The organism is Acinetobacter sp. 22323 (assembly GCF_052044895.1).
GTDB lineage: Bacteria > Pseudomonadota > Gammaproteobacteria > Pseudomonadales > Moraxellaceae > Acinetobacter > Acinetobacter schindleri.
The window spans coordinates 1-15,930 of the sequence record NZ_JBQEOL010000019.1 but is presented as its reverse complement, the minus strand read 5'-3'; the positions used below and the strand labels follow the sequence as shown (position 1 = coordinate 15,930).

The 15,930-nt window shown below is 42.4% G+C and carries 15 protein-coding genes and 2 rRNA genes; 9 read left to right on the top strand and 8 right to left on the bottom strand.

All coding sequences use genetic code 11. The features are described from left to right. Position 1: 1 nt before the first annotated feature. From ACTJIX_RS12225 to mnmC, 4 genes are read left to right on the top strand one after another with little or no spacing between them, the layout of a single operon-like run. Positions 2-613, top strand: coding sequence for a septation protein IspZ (locus ACTJIX_RS12225; protein WP_004816013.1), 612 nt, complete (start codon positions 2-4; stop codon positions 611-613). Between the two features lie 28 nt (positions 614-641). Beyond that, positions 642-944, top strand: coding sequence for a YciI family protein (locus ACTJIX_RS12220; protein WP_004816011.1), 303 nt, complete (start codon positions 642-644; stop codon positions 942-944). 5 nt (positions 945-949) lie between these two features. Next, positions 950-1,474: a hypothetical protein gene (locus tag ACTJIX_RS12215; RefSeq protein WP_440611479.1), complete on the top strand. Its 525-nt coding sequence runs from the start codon at positions 950-952 to the stop codon at positions 1,472-1,474. Between the two features lie 39 nt (positions 1,475-1,513). Then, a complete protein-coding gene (gene mnmC / locus ACTJIX_RS12210; RefSeq protein WP_004891345.1) occupies positions 1,514-3,412 on the top strand; it encodes an FAD-dependent 5-carboxymethylaminomethyl-2-thiouridine(34) oxidoreductase MnmC in 1,899 nt (632 codons plus the stop codon). A 182-nt stretch (positions 3,413-3,594) separates the two neighbouring features. On the opposite strand, the gene ACTJIX_RS12205 is transcribed toward mnmC, so the two are convergent. After that, positions 3,595-3,909 carry a rhodanese-like domain-containing protein gene (locus ACTJIX_RS12205; RefSeq protein WP_004816007.1) on the bottom strand — a complete coding sequence of 105 codons (315 nt, stop codon included), beginning with the start codon at positions 3,907-3,909 and terminating at the stop codon, positions 3,595-3,597. A gap of 91 nt (positions 3,910-4,000) precedes the next feature. Here ACTJIX_RS12205 and ACTJIX_RS12200 point away from each other — a divergent pair, with 91 nt between their 5' ends. Beyond that, the gene (locus ACTJIX_RS12200) at positions 4,001-4,489 is read left to right on the top strand and encodes a YajQ family cyclic di-GMP-binding protein (RefSeq protein ID WP_004816006.1); all 489 of its coding nucleotides are present in this window, start codon (positions 4,001-4,003) and stop codon (positions 4,487-4,489) included. Positions 4,490-4,516: 27 nt separating this feature from the next. Further along, the gene (locus ACTJIX_RS12195; protein WP_004816005.1) at positions 4,517-5,029 is read left to right on the top strand and encodes a DUF4442 domain-containing protein; all 513 of its coding nucleotides are present in this window, start codon (positions 4,517-4,519) and stop codon (positions 5,027-5,029) included. 217 nt (positions 5,030-5,246) lie between these two features. On the opposite strand, the gene ACTJIX_RS12190 is transcribed toward ACTJIX_RS12195, so the two are convergent. The 3 genes from ACTJIX_RS12190 to ACTJIX_RS12180 all read right to left on the bottom strand — a co-directional run bounded on the left by ACTJIX_RS12190 (position 5,247) and on the right by ACTJIX_RS12180 (position 7,012). Continuing rightward, complete coding sequence (locus ACTJIX_RS12190; RefSeq protein WP_221415591.1) at positions 5,247-5,609, bottom strand: acyl-CoA thioesterase; 363 nt, start codon at positions 5,607-5,609, stop codon at positions 5,247-5,249. A gap of 74 nt (positions 5,610-5,683) precedes the next feature. Further along, positions 5,684-6,115 carry a thioredoxin TrxC gene (trxC, locus tag ACTJIX_RS12185; RefSeq protein ID WP_004816003.1) on the bottom strand — a complete coding sequence of 144 codons (432 nt, stop codon included), beginning with the start codon at positions 6,113-6,115 and terminating at the stop codon, positions 5,684-5,686. Further along, positions 6,116-7,012, bottom strand: coding sequence for an alpha/beta hydrolase (locus ACTJIX_RS12180; RefSeq protein ID WP_004816002.1), 897 nt, complete (start codon positions 7,010-7,012; stop codon positions 6,116-6,118). It abuts the gene before it with no gap. 124 nt (positions 7,013-7,136) lie between these two features. Between ACTJIX_RS12180 and ACTJIX_RS12175 the strand changes: the two genes are divergently transcribed. Together ACTJIX_RS12175 and ACTJIX_RS12170 are read left to right on the top strand one after the other, a co-directional pair. Next, positions 7,137-7,472: a TIGR01244 family sulfur transferase gene (locus tag ACTJIX_RS12175; RefSeq protein ID WP_004816001.1), complete on the top strand. Its 336-nt coding sequence runs from the start codon at positions 7,137-7,139 to the stop codon at positions 7,470-7,472. Next, positions 7,465-7,887, top strand: a complete 423-nt coding sequence (locus ACTJIX_RS12170; RefSeq protein ID WP_008304907.1) for a beta-lactamase hydrolase domain-containing protein — start codon at positions 7,465-7,467, stop codon at positions 7,885-7,887. Before ACTJIX_RS12175 ends, ACTJIX_RS12170 begins: the two co-directional genes overlap by 8 nt. Before the next feature lie 165 nt (positions 7,888-8,052). On the opposite strand, the gene ACTJIX_RS12165 is transcribed toward ACTJIX_RS12170, so the two are convergent. Beyond that, entirely contained in the window at positions 8,053-10,056 is a 2,004-nt protein-coding gene (locus ACTJIX_RS12165; RefSeq protein WP_004891339.1) for a hypothetical protein, read from the bottom strand. 154 nt (positions 10,057-10,210) lie between these two features. On the opposite strand from ACTJIX_RS12165, the gene ACTJIX_RS12160 reads away from it, so the two are divergent. Next, positions 10,211-11,593, top strand: a complete 1,383-nt coding sequence (locus ACTJIX_RS12160) for a dihydrolipoyl dehydrogenase (protein ID WP_004891337.1) — start codon at positions 10,211-10,213, stop codon at positions 11,591-11,593. On the opposite strand, the gene ACTJIX_RS12155 is transcribed toward ACTJIX_RS12160, so the two are convergent. From ACTJIX_RS12155 to ACTJIX_RS12145, 3 genes are all read right to left on the bottom strand, one after another. After that, entirely contained in the window at positions 11,556-13,172 is a 1,617-nt protein-coding gene (locus ACTJIX_RS12155; RefSeq protein ID WP_004891334.1) for a Na/Pi cotransporter family protein, read from the bottom strand. The two genes, ACTJIX_RS12160 and ACTJIX_RS12155, sit on opposite strands and share 38 nt — an antisense overlap. 151 nt (positions 13,173-13,323) lie before the next feature. After that, positions 13,324-13,438: ribosomal RNA gene (rrf, locus tag ACTJIX_RS12150) — 5S ribosomal RNA — on the bottom strand. Between the two features lie 202 nt (positions 13,439-13,640). After that, a 23S ribosomal RNA gene (locus ACTJIX_RS12145) occupies positions 13,641-15,930 on the bottom strand; the annotation flags it as partial.

Sequence of the window (15,930 nt, the reverse complement as noted above, 5' to 3'; positions counted from 1 at the left end):
CATGAAAGCACTTTTAGACTTTGTGCCACTCATTATTTTCTTTTATTTATATAAGACAGTAGATCCTAAAGACACCAACCATCCATTACTCCAGCTGATTGGCTCCGCAGGCGGTGTCGACAATAACAATATTCTTGTGGCAACCACAGGTCTGATCATTTCCATGTTAGTGGTCTATGGCGCGTTATTTGTTTCACAGAAATTCCGTCTGGACAAACAGCAATGGATCGTATTGTTTATGACAGTAATCTTCGGTGGAATCACTTTAATACTCAGTGATGATTTCTATATCCGCTTAAAAGCTGTCTTGCTAAATCTGGTTTTTGCTGGCGTATTCCTGCTTTCACCATGGTTCAGTAAAGATAAAAAACCATTAATCCAACGTCTGTTTGGACCAGTTTTTAATTTAACTGAAAAAGGCTGGTTTAAGCTCAACTATGCTTGGGCAGCAATGTTTGCGGTGATGTCTTTCTTGCATTGCTTCTTTGCCTATATCTTTATGGATGGAAAATATTGGGGAGAATTTACCGCATTTGGTGACATGATCGTGATGTTTTCCTTTATCATTATTCAGTTCATTGTATTGCGCAAATACTTTAAAACTGCTGAATAAAAGTTAGACTAAGTCATCGAGAACTGCCATGCCATTATTTGTTGTCAGCTGTACCGATCAGGAAGGTACTGTCGAAAAACGCCTTGCGATTCGTCCTCAACATCTTGCACGTCTGCAAAAATTAAATGATGAAGGTCGTTTAATCGTTGCCGGCGCGATGCCAAAAGAACCAGGTAATCCTCAAGCAGGTTTTTATGGCAGCACCATCATTGTGGACTTTGACAGCCGTGAAGCATTGGAGGAATGGTTACAGGAAGAGCCATTCTTAAAAGAAGGCGTCTATGCGCATATTGACGTTAAACCATTCAATAAAGCATTCCCACAAGGATAAGGTTCATGCACGCTGTAATTGCCAGTTTAATCGGTTTATCTTTTGCCTGTACAACTGCTTGGGCAGTTGAAGCAACATTGGCAGCGGAATCTGCTGCCCCAGCGCAAAATACACCAGCAACTGTGCAACCCGCGGTAGCCAATACGCCACCGCAAACACTGTCTGCCAATAAACCTGGCATCATGCCAGTGGCTGCTTCGAATAATCCTCTTGTTCAAAATCCTGCTGCCAAGCCATTGACTGCAGAAGATATTGCACAGAACAAAGCTCAGCAAGATGCCAAAGTGAAGGCTTTGGTCAAAGATCAGGCGACACGTCTGCAACAACTGGAAAAAGCCAATCTTGAAGCATTGACCCAGAATCAGGAACTACAGCTGAAAAACGATAATCTCGGCGTTCAGGTGCAGGTGCTACAAAGTGAACGTAGTGCACAAATGTTTCTTTACGGTGCTGCGACATTGGCAGTTGGGGTACTACTTGGCTTCCTGATCGCGAGTTATGTTTATACCAAACGCCGTCGTCAGTGGTAAGCTATTCCCTCTCCTGACGTATTCAAGGTTGTATCCGTTTTGTCTCATGCAATTCAAACTGCCGATCTCGATTGGCAGTTGGTAGATGGCATTGACGTGCCAGTTTCCAAACAGTTCGGTGATGTTTATTTTTCCAAGGACAATGGTCTGCTTGAAACACGCCATGTGTTTTTAAATGGTAATGATCTCGGTACCCGGCTCACGGATCTCAAACCTTTTGAATATTTTTGCATAGGGGAAACGGGCTTTGGTACAGGACTCAATATTCTGGCCTTATGGCAACTGTGGCAACAGGTTCGTCCAGATAACCAGAGCCATCTGCATGCCATTTCAGTGGAAAAATTTCCTCTATTAAAAGATGATCTGATTCGTGCTTTAAATGCCTGGCCGGAACTAAAACCCCTTGCAGATCAGCTGATTTCCCAATATCCACTCCCAATTGCTGGCTGTCATCGCCTCAGTTTTCCTGAAGAACGTTTTTCTCTGGATTTATGGCTAGGTGATGCACAAGATGTCTTTCCAGTCATTGAAAAAACTGTGTCAGTACATGCCTGGTTCCTGGACGGTTTTGCGCCTTCCTGCAATCCGGATATGTGGGAAGAGAATGTCCTGAACAATATTATTCGACTCTCGGATTATGGCACCACCTTTGCCTCTTTTAGTGTCGCAGGTATACTGAAACGCGGTCTTAGAAATCATGGTATTTCGATTTCACGTCCACGTGGCTTTGGTCATAAACGTGAAATGCTGAAAGCCATCTGGAATCTGCCTGAATTTGCACAGCCAGTAACAGCAATTCCTGAACATCATACTCAAAAAAAAACTTCGCTCAATAAAGAGTTGAAATGTCAGGCACGTCAGATCGCTGTCATTGGTGCTGGTATTGCCGGTTTAAGTATAGCCTGGGCTTTTGCTCTACGTGGTCATCAAGTCAGCCTATTCGATCAAACAGCACCACTTTCCGGTGGTTCTGGTAATCCATTAGCGCTACTCAATCCGAAACTGTCACCGATTGCACAAAGCGCTGAACATTTAATGACCCAGGCTTGGCAACACGCCCTAAATCATTATGCACAGTTTAAAGCCTTTCGCGCGATTCAGGTTCAGCAGCTGGCATTGAAAAATCCAGAAAACCTGTTGGCTCTGGCTGATGAGTATCCTGATGGTATTCTAGAAGTTCCAGATCAAAATCAGCAGTCTTTAACAGCGAAATATCCAGCATTGTCGTTGTTACAGGCGGGAGCTGTATCGCCTCATCAGTTGCGTGATGAAATCCTGCAACATAGCAATATTCGCTATATCCAGGCCCAAATTAGCCGAATTGAACCACACTCATGTCCAGAATTATTTGATGGTGATAGCTCACTCGGCCAGTTTGATCATGTCATCGTCTGTACCGCATTAAATACGCCACAGCTGCTTGAAGAGCATCCTGAACTTAAACCCATTCGTGGACAGGTCAGTTGGCTCAAAAATAGCGATCAACCACTTAATCCGAATATTGCCTATAGCTACGGCGGATACTGCATCCAGTTTGATGAACAGCATTTGCTGCTCGGTGCTTCATTCTGCCTGAATCGTGATGATACAGAGGTACTGGAAGAAGACCATATCCATAACCTTGAACTGATCCATTCAGTATTTCCAGAGTATGCACAGAGTTTGGCTGATGTCAGTGAATGGCAAGGTCGTGCTTCGGTTCGTGCCCAAAGCAAAGATTATTTCCCCTTGCTTGGAAAACTCAAATCAGATCAGGAAATCTATAGTCTGGCTGGCTTAGGTTCCAAAGGTTTTCTATTTGCTCCATTGTGTAGTGAAATTTTGGCTGCACAGATTCTAGGAGAGGCTTGTCCTGCATCCATAAATCTAGTGAAGAAGCTGGATGTCAAACGCTTTGAAAAGAAAATCAAAACCAAGAAGCCTTATTTTAAACCTTAGTGTTAAAGCCCTTCCCTTTATTAAAGGGTGAGGAACACTGTTCCGCAAGGGAAGGATTTATAGGAAGAATTTAATCCCCCTCTTGCGCCATATATGGCTCACCTTTTTCAAAGGGGAACATTGAAGAAATATAGCCAAGAAAAAAGCGCCTGACGGCGCTTTTTTCTTTTTTTAAAGCTTAATCAGGCACCCTGTTCCAGCGGCAAGCCTGCATCACGGGCAGCACGTGTACCACCCATCAGGATGACATATTCACGAGAGCTGTCGAAACCCTCTAGTTTTTCAGCAGCACGAGGGGCTTTACTACCTCCACCACACAGGATATAAATCGGCTGATCCGTGGACACTTGAGTAAGGCTATCTGCTGAAAGATCGTTAATGGGCTGGTTTACCGCACCCTTAATATGTGCTTCAGCAAAAGCATTAGAATCACGTACATCCCAGATTACAGCACCTTCTGGGAACTCAAATGTTGTAATTTCTTGTTTACGGATCATTGCGCACTCCTTTGATGTAAACAACACTTGGCAAATGAAGAAAACATCCCTAGCATCTCAGATATTCTTTCCATTTGTAAAGGTCTAAACTATGCCTTCTTTCGATATTGTTTCTGAATTAGAAATTTTTGAAGTAAACCATGCAGTTCAAAACACGCAAAAAGAAATTGCGACCCGTTTTGACTTCCGTGGTCAGGACGTTTCAATCGAGCTGAACGAAAAAAATAAAGAAATCAAAATCAAGACTGAAAGTGATTTTCAGTGTGAACAAGTTTATAGCATGTTAGAAAATCACTTCTTTAAACGTAAAGTAGATATTCAGGCGCTTGATCCGCAAAAAGGTGCACCTTCAGGTAAAAACTATATCCAGGTGATTAAACTGAAAGACGGTCTTGACTCAGATACCGCAAAAAAAATTAATAAAGCCATTAAAGAAAGTGGCATTAAAGCGCAGTCTTCTATCCAAGGCGACAAGATTCGTGTGACCGATAAAAAACGCGATACTTTGCAACAAATTATGGCATTCCTCAAAGAACAGCAATTTGGTGTGCCTTTACAGTTCAACAACTTTAAAGACTAAGACAGTCTATTTTCGGATAATAGAACCATGGCCAAAAGCAATCAACTCTCCAAACTGGTAAAAGCAAGTTCACGACTTCCACAAGGCATTCGTACTGCACTGCTGAGTAAAACCTTTGGACGTGTGGTGCCGATGGTCGGTTCTGCCCGAATTCGCTATGAACAGGTGAGTCATGATCAGGTCATGGTCAGCATGGCCAATCATAAGGCTATGCAGAACCATATTGGTCAGGTTCATGCCTGTGCCATGGCACTGCTTGCAGAAACAGCCACAGGATTTGTCACCGCAATGAACGTGCCTGATTCTGCAGTCGTCCTTATTAAAAGTATCAAAATTGATTATAAACGTCCTACCCAGGGGGCAATGCGTGCTATAGCCACTCTGACTGCTGAACAGCAGCAATTGATGCAAAGTACAGATAAAGGCGAAACATTGGTGCAGGTTGTCATAACAGATGAATCTGGTGAAGCACCAATTCAGTGTGAAATGCTGTGGGCCTGGATCGCTAAATCGCAGCTTAAAACCAAAGCCGCATCTTAATTTTTTAAGAATATACGCTAAATAAATTGGGGATTATTTAAAAGTATCCTCATCATCTATCAAGATAATGACTGTTTTCCTTGTCTCAGCTTAAAAACTATTTGATTTTTTAGCTTTAAAATCAGGATAAGCAATAAAAATCATTGCCTAAGAATTTAAATTTTCAAAAATAAAAAAACCAGACAAATTGTCTGGTTTTTTGCATTCATCAATTCGTTTACTGAGCGTCAAGGAACTTCTGTTTTGCTTCATCTGGAATCGGACGCTTATTGCCTTTGACATCCACCGCTACGAAGGTAAACACGCCTTCTGTGACACGAACAGGCGGACGGGAATCATCGTGACTGTCCCACACTTCGATCTGCATTTGAATCGAAGTATTCCCCACCTTCAGAATCTTGGTATAGCAGCTGATCACATCACCGACTTTTACCGGTACCAGAAAAGTCATCTGATTAATCGAAATTGTCGCACAACGTCCTTTGGAAAAACGTTCTGCATGGATCGCACCGGCCAAGTCCATTTGTGAAACAATCCATCCACCGAATACGTCACCGCTCCAGTTGGTATCTGCTGGCATTGCAATCGTCTGTAGGGAAAGAACTCCCTCTGGTTTTACATGAGAATCTGACACGTTAACTCCAGGCCTGGGTATTAGGATTTGGCATTCAGATGCTGATCCAGCCACTGTTGCAGCTGAGGTGCTCTGAGCGCACCACTTATTCTAGCAATTTCATCAGTTTTATTCATCAAAACCAGTGTTGGAATACTACGAACATTAAATGCAGCGCTGAGTCGTGGATTCGCTTCAGTATCAATTTTGGCAAATACCACATTTGGATACTGCTGTGCTACTGTTGCAAAATGCGGAGCCATCATCTTGCATGGGCCACACCAGTCTGCCCATAGGTCAATCAGAATCGGTAAATCGCTGCCAGTCACGAACTGGCTAAAATTCTGTTCATTGAGTTCAATCGGTGCAAGTGGAATCAGGCCCTGATGACACTGGCCACATGCAGGACTCTCGGTGAGTTTATCTTCAGGCACACGGTTTTTGGCCTGACATGACGGACATACAATGATCATCTAACGAACTCCAATATATTGATGTAAGAATTCTAATTGGGTCGAAATTGCTTTTTCAAACCATTCACCATGATATATATCGAAATGTCGCATATTCCACTCATGATATTGGGCAAATGGTGCGATATTGGTTACCGTTTCACGGCTGGACTCAATCGGAATCAGGCTATCCTGTTGCGCAGCGATAAACAGAACCGGTACTGTAATTTTACGCACATCCTGAATCGGTCGATAGCGGATCAGTTTAAAGAACACCCGGGCTGGTATTTCCCCACTCCAGTAATGGTCTGGATGAACAATTGACAGATAACCTTCGTAGCTATCGGGTGTTGGTAAGAAACAGAGTTCATTCTGGGCTACAACGGGTAAAGTTCGTGGCGTCATCCCGACTTTAGAGCCCATATAATCTTGACTGGAAATTTTCAGCGCTTTAGGCAGCTGCTGTAAAGGATACAATTTGGCACTTTCAGCACCATCCACAAATGGGACTTGGACCATAATGGCCTGTACATCTTTGGATTCTGCGGCAAGTGTTAGTACATATCCGCCACTCAAACTCGTTCCCCAGAGCACAATACGTTTAGCATCTACGGATTTACGTGCTTTAACGTGAGCAATCATGGTTCGCCAGTCTTCAAGCTGGGCTTTAATTGAAACCAGTTCTCGTGGTCGTCCGGTACTTCCACCCCAGTAGCGATAATCAAACAAAATGACGGCATAACCCGCTGCTGCAAAACGTTGGGCATATTTGACCAGTTCAAAATGACGTAAGGCAGCCAGACCATGTGCCATTAAAATGACTGCTGGTTTGTGTATATTCTTGGGACGATAAAAATCGGCAGCAATGACATCTTGACCGCTTTTGACATACAGTGGTTCAACTGTATATACATGCATACGCGCTCCGTTGCGTTATTTTATGGTTGTATTCGTTTATAAAAATTTCAGATCTTTCTGCTCATTTTTGAGCTTAATGCTATCATAAAGCATATCTTTATAAATGAAATGATGGAGTGACATCATGAGTGAAAATGTAGGCTTTGCAGGTCAAATTGGTCCAGAACATATCGAACAGGTAGTTGAGAAAGGCTTTAAATCCATTATCAATAACCGCCCGGATATGGAAGGTGGTTCGGATCAGCCAACCAGTGCACAAATTGAAGAGGCTGCTCGTGCAGCAGGTCTGGATTATGTGCATCAACCTGTAGTTGCAGGTCAGATCACTGAACTCGATGTCCGTACTTTTGCCAATCACTATAATGAACTACCAAAACCCTTATTGATGTTCTGCCGTACTGGTAACCGTTCTAATAACCTGTACCAGATCGCAAAACAAATGGATTTATTGGATGACTAATCCCTGCTTCTGGAAATGTGCAATGCTTGGACTCGGTCTAAGCTTTGCTACACTCAGTTTTTCTGCAGAATTAAGCCGGCCATTAACTCCTACAGTAAGTGTAGCTGGACAAATGAATAGCATTAAGTTTCAAGAATTAATGAAACAGGGTTTTAAGTCTGTCATTGTCAATCGTCCAGATCAGGAAACAGGTAATGAAGTATCGGTTATTCAGCTTCGCACTATCGCAGAGCGCCATCATGCCAGTGTAATTTATCAGCCAGTGATTAGCGGAAAAATTACACAACAGAACATTGAAGAGTTTTCCAAATACTATAATGACTTACCTAAACCCATTTTAATGGTTTGCCGTAGTGGTACACGCTCTGCCGCCTTGTATTACAAGGCGAAGGACCAAGGATTAATTCATGAATAAAGTTTTACTGATCATTTGTTTAAGTTTAAGTTTTGTTGGTTGTAGTTCGATGAATGTTCGACCGACTGTGGGTGTGAGTGTGGGAACATCAATTTAGTTTTTTAAATTTTAGTTCCCATAAAAAAAAACAGCGCTTCGGCGCTGTTTTTTATACAAATATAATTTCTATTGATAATCTACATAAATTGTTGATACTTTACTATCTGGCGAAGAAACAGAAACTTTCAACGTATCTCCTACCGCACATTCTTTTAGACGATAGCCATAATAACTTTGATTACTATTTTTGAAAGTGCTTGGTGTCAAAAGATCAAAGACATTTGCGACAGGTGAACTTCCTGTTGCTAACTCTGCAGTACAAGATAAATTATTAGCTTTTGTATTATCCTCAGGCGTAACACTTATTGTGGTACCTGTTGGCATAGGCACACTTTGAGCGCTATTTCCATACATATTAAAAGACAATAAACTTCCACTTGCCTTTACATTAGTAAAGGTTGGTGTATTTTCAGCAAATGCAAATAATAATTGCTGACGGATGACCGTATCTAAATTATCGTCACATGTGTCTGCGATATTCGGCTGTCTAATTGTAGATGGAGCACAGGTCGCTTTGTTTCCTAATACCGCACGATTATAAAGAAATTCACCAATACCATAATCTTTGTTATATTGATTATCCTCGTTATCGTCACGGAAAAAGCTACCAATATTACTAAGAAGTCGATCTACGCCTTTAGTATAAAGATTATCGCCATCTAAATCTGTAAAGCTTTTATCACCCTCAACATAAGCCAATACAGTCACACGATTATCTAAAGGACGAGGTTCTTGTGTTGTTAGAGTTACAGAACATACTCCTTGGACTGTTGAACAATTAGGTTCAACCTTCCCTCCCTCAGAAACAAAGCTAATTACTGTACCATCTGGAACAGGGTTCCGTGTACGATCAACCATTCTCGCTGTAATAGTTGCAGTGTCACCATCAATTACATTCTGTAATGAATTTTTAGATACTGATAAACTTAATCCATCTTGAGTTACTCGACCAATGGATACAGATACATTTTTAGATACAGCCGAAACATTTTTGTCTGAAACTAAAGTTGCTCTTATCTCTACAGGCCCAGGTTTATCTCCTGGATAAAGATTCACAATCACTTTACCATTTGAATCACTTTTTATAGTTTTGTTATTTTGATTTCCAAATGATACGAACGATAAATCTTCTGGTGCTTGTACTTTCTCAATCAAAACATCTTGATCTGCTATAGGTACACCATTTGCATACAAAGTAAATTCAATTTGACCAGATGATGCTGAGCCACTTTTTCTAATCCCCAAATTAACTTTATTAGATGTATATACTAGTGAATTAGCTTCAAGTGCCTTAATACTGACATCAATTCCAACTTCTGGGATATTTAAACCTGTTGCCAAAATTTTTTGTGTTCCTGTACAAAGCTTTCCATCTGTACCAATCGCTTTATAAGTTGTCGTAACATTTCCTTGATTTGATGAAACAACTGTAGCAGGTTCAAATTTACCACATGGTGCAGTGAATTCGACATTGACATTATTCTGATTGACTTTTGTATTTGCATCTTGCGTTTTTAACGTGATATTTGTTGAACCACCAGATTCTAATTGAGTACTAGCTGCCGTTAAATCGACTAAAATAATATTGGTTGCTTGAAGTGAGAAATTAAGTGCTGGTGTTGATGCTTCGGTACCATCAAAATCTGCAACTGCAGAAATTTGATAGGCACCATTGGTATTTAAGTTTTCAGGTTTAACTGAGATACTCGCTTCACCATTTGTATTTGTTAAAACAGCACCATTGGAACTACCTAAAACAACACCACCAGTCACTGTAAATGTAACTAATGCACCACTAATTCCTTTACCCGACTGATCAGTTACTTTGACTTGAGCGCTCACACCTTCTGCAGCGATTGCCTGAGTCAAGTTACCATTTCGATCAATCAATTGTATAGTACTAATATTAACAGATTTTACTTCTTCACCTGTGCTAGGGTTCGTAGTAATATTTCCAGAACTAGAGCCATCATTATTATAGTAACCATCACTTCCACCGCCCCCGCAGCCTGCTAACATTAGTGCCAAAGTAAGAGCAGATAATTTAATACCTAATTGTTTACTAATCATTTAAATCCCCAAGACCCTCTATTATAGAGTTTGTTATCAATCTTTATTCATTATGCGATATGTAATCATAGTTAAGCATTTATGTAAATAAAGGTAAGCTAAATGTTTTTTATGCTAGCTTATATTCATAAATTGATTTCAATAAGAGCAATTAATGTACGACCTCATCATTATCGGTGCAGGCACTGCAGGTATCACTGCCTATAAAGAAGCAATCAAACATACGGATAATATTCTGATCATTAATGCTGGCCCTTGGGATACGACCTGTGCACGCGTCGGATGTATGCCAAGTAAAGTTTTAATTGCTTCAGCCAATCGTATGCACCTGATTCAGCATGCACCTGATTTAGCTTTAAATATTGATAGTGAAGTTACCCCGAACAATGTCATGTCACGTGTTCGTGAATTACGTGATTTCTTTACTCAAGCCACCCTTAAAGAAGTCAATCAATGGAATCCAAAACATAAAATTTCAGGTCATGCCAAATTTGTAGATGTCCAAACAATAGAAGTAGATGGACAATATTATCAAGCTAAAAGTTTTATTTTGGCTGTAGGCTCACGACCAAATATCGATTCAAAACAAAAAGAAGTACTCGGTGAGCGACTTCTTAGCTCTGATGAGGTGTTTGAGCTTCCTACCCTACCTGAGTCACTGGCAGTGATTGGTAGCGGAGTGATTGCCATTGAGCTTGTTCAAGCCATGCAACGCTTAGGAGTTAAGACCACTGTATTTGCCCGTAGTCAAAAAGTCGGTTCTCTTACAAGTCCGGTGCTTCAGGAACTTGCTCAACAGCAACTCAGTTCAGAACTTGAGATTAAATTTAAAACTGTTCCTGATGAAATGATCCGACAAGGTGATCAAGTCCAGATAAAATTTAAGCAAAATGATCAACCAGAAAATTTAGAGGTTGACTATGTATTAACTGCAACTGGAAGAAGCAGTAATCTTGATCAACTCGACCTGGAAAAAATCGATCCCTCATATACAGACATCAAAAATCTTCCAATTGATCTTTCTACAAAACAGTTAGCTAACTATCCAATTTTTATTATTGGTGATGCAGCTCCTGATGCTCCAATTCAGCATGAAGCTGCATATGCAGGTAAAAAAATCGTTAAAAATTGCCTAAATTATCCAGATGTACAAGCAATTCCAAAACTAACCCCTTTGGCAATTGTGTTCAGTCAGCCTGAAATGGCCATTATTGGAAAAAATTATCAGCAATTACAAAAAGCAAAAACTGATTTCGTTACAGGTTTTATTTCTTATGAAAGACAGGGTCGAGCGCGGGTGGAAGCTACCAATATGGGTGGTGCTGAAATATATGTAGACAGGTCTACGCGTAAACTTTTGGGTGCAGAACTATTCTGTGCACAGGCAGAACATCTAGCACATCTTCTTGCCTGGTTAATTGGTGAAGGAGTGACAATTGATCAGATCCTAGAAAAACCATTCTATCATCCGACTCTAGAAGAGGGCTTACGTACTGCACTCAAGCATGCGCGTCGTCAGTTAGCTGATCAGCATTGAGTTCATTTTCACTTAATACATTTACAAAGCGCTGGCTATGGGAAATAAACCGATCCAGCCAGCGATGTGCTGCGAGTAATTCCAAGGTTCTGGCAGCACTCAATTGATTGCTAGAAGCATACTGATTAATCTTTTCACGAAGTTCAGCATGATGTTGTTTCGTCCATTGTTCCAGCAGAATCAGTTCATTTTGTAACATGCAAGTTTTATCATAATCCTTTAAATCTGAAGCTTCCTTCCAATAACTATCAAAAATTTCAATAAAATCCAATATAACCTGATATAAAGCAGGCTGAGTCCGGATATCCAAACTATAGGATAATTGTTCAAGATCACTGCGGAATACATTGAGATAGACCACTTTCCTGAGTAAGGCCAACAAATGTGCTTGCTCTTCGGTATTTTGAGACACGGTAATTTGAGCCAAATATTGTTTAAGCTTTGCAATGAGTTCATCTTGTTGTTTGAGTTGATTGGCTGCAACCAGCTGTCCATCTTTAAATGCTGCAATAAACCAGCCATATTGTTGCCATACTGTCTGATCAATGACATGTTCAGCATTCGCAACTGCGACTGCGGGTACTGAAAGACTCGACTCATCCAGAGACTGAATTAAACTGTCCTCATCAGTAGGAATGAGCCAAGTCAGAAAATGCTTAAACTGTTCGATAAAAGGCATTAATAATACAGCCCCACATAAACTAAATGCCGTATGAAAAGCTGCAACAATTACTACAGAATCCCAAGAAGCCAGCAAGTGACCTTGGTGGGATAACCAGAGAAAAAGTGGAATTAAGACCAGGAAGGCAAAAGTTGCACTGCTCAGATTAAAAATCACATGAACTGCAGCCGTTCTTTGTGCATTGCTATTCGCCCCAATTGCCGCCAAGACTGCCGTAGCCACAGTTCCAATATTTTGGCCAATAACCAGCAAAAGTGCCTGTTCCAGCTGAATAATCTGGCTCGCCAATGCAGTAATTGTTGTCGTAATTGCGGCACTAGATGACTGTAAAATGACCGTCATCACCAAGCCAATCAAGACTAATAATAATTTTGAGAAAAAGTTTTGGGTGCTAAATATAGAAAGATCTATACGATTTGCCAGGCTAGACATTGCCACCTGCAATAACTCAATTCCAAAGAAAATCAGACCAAATCCCGCAATTACCAGCCCAGTCAAAGCCAGCCGACCCTGAGCTAAGATCTTGAGTAATGCACCCGCTGCAATTAAGGGTAAAGCGAATTTTCCAATCGAGAATTTGACACCAAGCAGTGCTACCATCCAGCCAGTACTGGTGGTTCCAATATTTGCACCAATAATCACGCCAACAGATTGAGCAAAAGTTAGTATTCCTGCACTTACAAAACCAATAGTAGCAAGTGTTGTCGCTGTTGAAGACTGCACAATCAAGGTAAAGATAATACCTGAGCTCATCGCTTTTAAAGGAGAACCCGTAAATCTACCTAACCATTGTCTCAGAGATTCACCTGCAATATCCTTCAGGCCGTCGGTCATCAAGGTCATGCCGAGCAGGAATAAACCTATTCCACCACAAAGTTGTGCAAATACATCAAACACACTTATCCCTTTTTATAATTTTTTAAGTTTTAATAATTTATATACGATAGCTGAAACTAAACCAAGCCTATCAAATACTTTAAACCCACCTATTTTTCCCACGCATAAAAAAACACCCCCTGCCATTTGACAGGGGGTGTTTAGAATAATGAGCTGGCGATGACTTACTCTCACATGGGTAACCCCACACTACCATCAGCGCTAAGAGGTTTCACTTCTGAGTTCGGGAAGGGATCAGGTGGTTCACTCTTGCTATGGTCGCCAGCACAACTGGTATGATTACTCGCTATGGTCTTATCTACGTTGCTTGCGCTTCGTTTGCCTAGCTTTCTTCAAATAGAATGCATTAACAGATGTATCTGAGTTGCAGTAGTTTGTTCGATTAGCTTAACTAAATCAAGGCTTCGTCTGATCGTTAGATCAATATGAAATCAATTGAGCGTTACACAACAACTGTTTGGGTGTTGTATAGTCAAGCCTCACGAGCAATTAGTATTGGTCAGCTTCATGTATCGCTACACTTCCACATCCAACCTATCAACGTCGTAGTCTTCAACGGCTCTTTAGGTGACATAAAGTCACAGGGAAATCTTATCTTGAGGTAGGCTTCCCGCTTAGATGCTTTCAGCGGTTATCCCTTCCGAACATAGCTACCCGGCGATGCGACTGGCGTCACAACCGGTACACCAGAGGTTCGTCCACTCTGGTCCTCTCGTACTAGGAGCAGATCCTCTCAAATTTCCAGCGCCCACGGTAGATAGGGACCGAACTGTCTCACGACGTTCTAAACCCAGCTCGCGTACCTCTTTAAATGGCGAACAGCCATACCCTTGGGACCTGCTTCAGCCCCAGGATGAGATGAGCCGACATCGAGGTGCCAAACACCGCCGTCGATATGAACTCTTGGGCGGTATCAGCCTGTTATCCCCAGAGTACCTTTTATCCGTTGAGCGATGGCCCTTCCATACAGAACCACCGGATCACTAAGACCTACTTTCGTACCTGCTCGACTTGTGGGTCTCGCAGTTAAGCGCGCTTTTGCCTTTATACTCTACGCGTGATTTCCGACCACGCTGAGCGCACCTTCGTACTCCTCCGTTACTCTTTAGGAGGAGACCGCCCCAGTCAAACTACCCACCAGACATGGTCCTCGTCCCGGATAACGGGACAGAGTTAGAACCTCAATATTACCAGGGTGGTATTTCAAGGACGGCTCCATGGCAACTAGCGTCGCCACTTCAAAGCCTCCCACCTATCCTACACAAGTAAGATCAAAGTTCAATGTCAAGCTGCAGTAAAGGTTCACGGGGTCTTTCCGTCTAGCCGCGGGTACACCGCATCTTCACGGCGATTTCGATTTCACTGAGCCTCTGCTGGAGACAGCGCCCCCATCATTATGCCATTCGTGCAGGTCGGAACTTACCCGACAAGGAATTTCGCTACCTTAGGACCGTTATAGTTACGGCCGCCGTTTACTGGGGCTTCGATCAATAGCTTCGCTTGCGCTAACCACATCAATTAACCTTCCAGCACCGGGCAGGCATCACACCCTATACGTCCACTTTCGTGTTTGCAGAGTGCTATGTTTTTAATAAACAGTTGCAGGGGCCTGGTTTCTGAGGCTGCCAACAGCTCAAGGAGCAAGTCCTATCACCGCCGGCAGCGTACCTTCTCCCGAAGTTACGGTACCATTTTGCCTAGTTCCTTCAGCAGAGTTCTCTCAAGCGCTTTGGTCTACTCGACCTGACCACCTGTGTCGGTTTCGGGTACGATTCCTGTTTAACTGAAGCTTAGAGACTTTTCCTGGAAGTATGGTATCAGCCACTTCACTGTACAAGTACAGCTTGCTATCAGTTCTCAGCATAGAGTACCCCGGATTTGCCTAAGATACATGCCTACAACCTTCCACCTGGACAACCAACGCCAGGCTGACTTAACCTTCTCCGTCCTCTCATCGCATTAAACAGAAGTATTGGAATATTAACCAATTTCCCATCGACTACGCCTCTCGGCCTCGCCTTAGGGGTCGACTCACCCAGCCCCGATTAACGTTGGACTGGAACCCTTGGTCTTTCAGCGAGCGGGTTTTTCACCCGCTTTGTCGTTACTCACGTCAGCATTCGCACTTCTGATACCTCCAGCAGACTTCTCAATCCACCTTCATCGGCTTACAGAACGCTCCCCTACCACTTGCAATAAATTGCAAATCCGCAGCTTCGGCATATAGTTTTAGCCCCGTTACATCTTCCGCGCAGGCCGACTCGACTAGTGAGCTATTACGCTTTCTTTAAAGGGTGGCTGCTTCTAAGCCAACCTCCTAGCTGTCTATGCCTTCCCACATCGTTTCCCACTTAACTATAATTTAGGGGCCTTAGCTGGCGGTCTGGATTGTTTTCCTCTTGACTACGGACGTTAGCACCCGCAGTCTGTCTCCCGGATAGTACTCATTGGTATTCGGAGTTTGCATCGGTTTGGTAAGTCGGGATGACCCCCTAGCCGAAACAGTGCTCTACCCCCAATGGTATTCGTCCGAGGCGCTACCTAAATAGCTTTCGGGGAGAACCAGCTATCACCGAGTTTGATTAGCCTTTCACCCCTATCCACAAGTCATCCCCTGGCTTTTCAACGACAGTGGGTTCGGTCCTCCAGTCAGTGTTACCTAACCTTCAACCTGCTCATGGATAGATCACCCGGTTTCGGGTCTATACCCAGCAACTAAACGCCCTATTAAGACTCGGTTTCCCTACGGCTCCCCTAT

Coding starts and splice junctions, on each gene's coding strand:
- ACTJIX_RS12220 (WP_004816011.1), top strand. CDS start 642: ATGCCATTATTTGTTGTCAGCTGTACCGATCAGGAAGGTACTGTCGAA.
- ACTJIX_RS12160 (WP_004891337.1), top strand. CDS start 10,211: ATGTACGACCTCATCATTATCGGTGCAGGCACTGCAGGTATCACTGCC.
- ACTJIX_RS12225 (WP_004816013.1), top strand. CDS start 2: ATGAAAGCACTTTTAGACTTTGTGCCACTCATTATTTTCTTTTATTTA.
- ACTJIX_RS12175 (WP_004816001.1), top strand. CDS start 7,137: ATGAGTGAAAATGTAGGCTTTGCAGGTCAAATTGGTCCAGAACATATC.
- ACTJIX_RS12205 (WP_004816007.1), bottom strand. CDS start 3,909: ATGATCCGTAAACAAGAAATTACAACATTTGAGTTCCCAGAAGGTGCT.
- ACTJIX_RS12215 (WP_440611479.1), top strand. CDS start 950: ATGCACGCTGTAATTGCCAGTTTAATCGGTTTATCTTTTGCCTGTACA.
- ACTJIX_RS12180 (WP_004816002.1), bottom strand. CDS start 7,012: ATGCATGTATATACAGTTGAACCACTGTATGTCAAAAGCGGTCAAGAT.
- ACTJIX_RS12170 (WP_008304907.1), top strand. CDS start 7,465: ATGACTAATCCCTGCTTCTGGAAATGTGCAATGCTTGGACTCGGTCTA.
- ACTJIX_RS12195 (WP_004816005.1), top strand. CDS start 4,517: ATGGCCAAAAGCAATCAACTCTCCAAACTGGTAAAAGCAAGTTCACGA.
- ACTJIX_RS12165 (WP_004891339.1), bottom strand. CDS start 10,056: ATGATTAGTAAACAATTAGGTATTAAATTATCTGCTCTTACTTTGGCA.
- ACTJIX_RS12190 (WP_221415591.1), bottom strand. CDS start 5,609: ATGCCAGCAGATACCAACTGGAGCGGTGACGTATTCGGTGGATGGATT.
- ACTJIX_RS12200 (WP_004816006.1), top strand. CDS start 4,001: ATGCCTTCTTTCGATATTGTTTCTGAATTAGAAATTTTTGAAGTAAAC.
- trxC (WP_004816003.1), bottom strand. CDS start 6,115: ATGATCATTGTATGTCCGTCATGTCAGGCCAAAAACCGTGTGCCTGAA.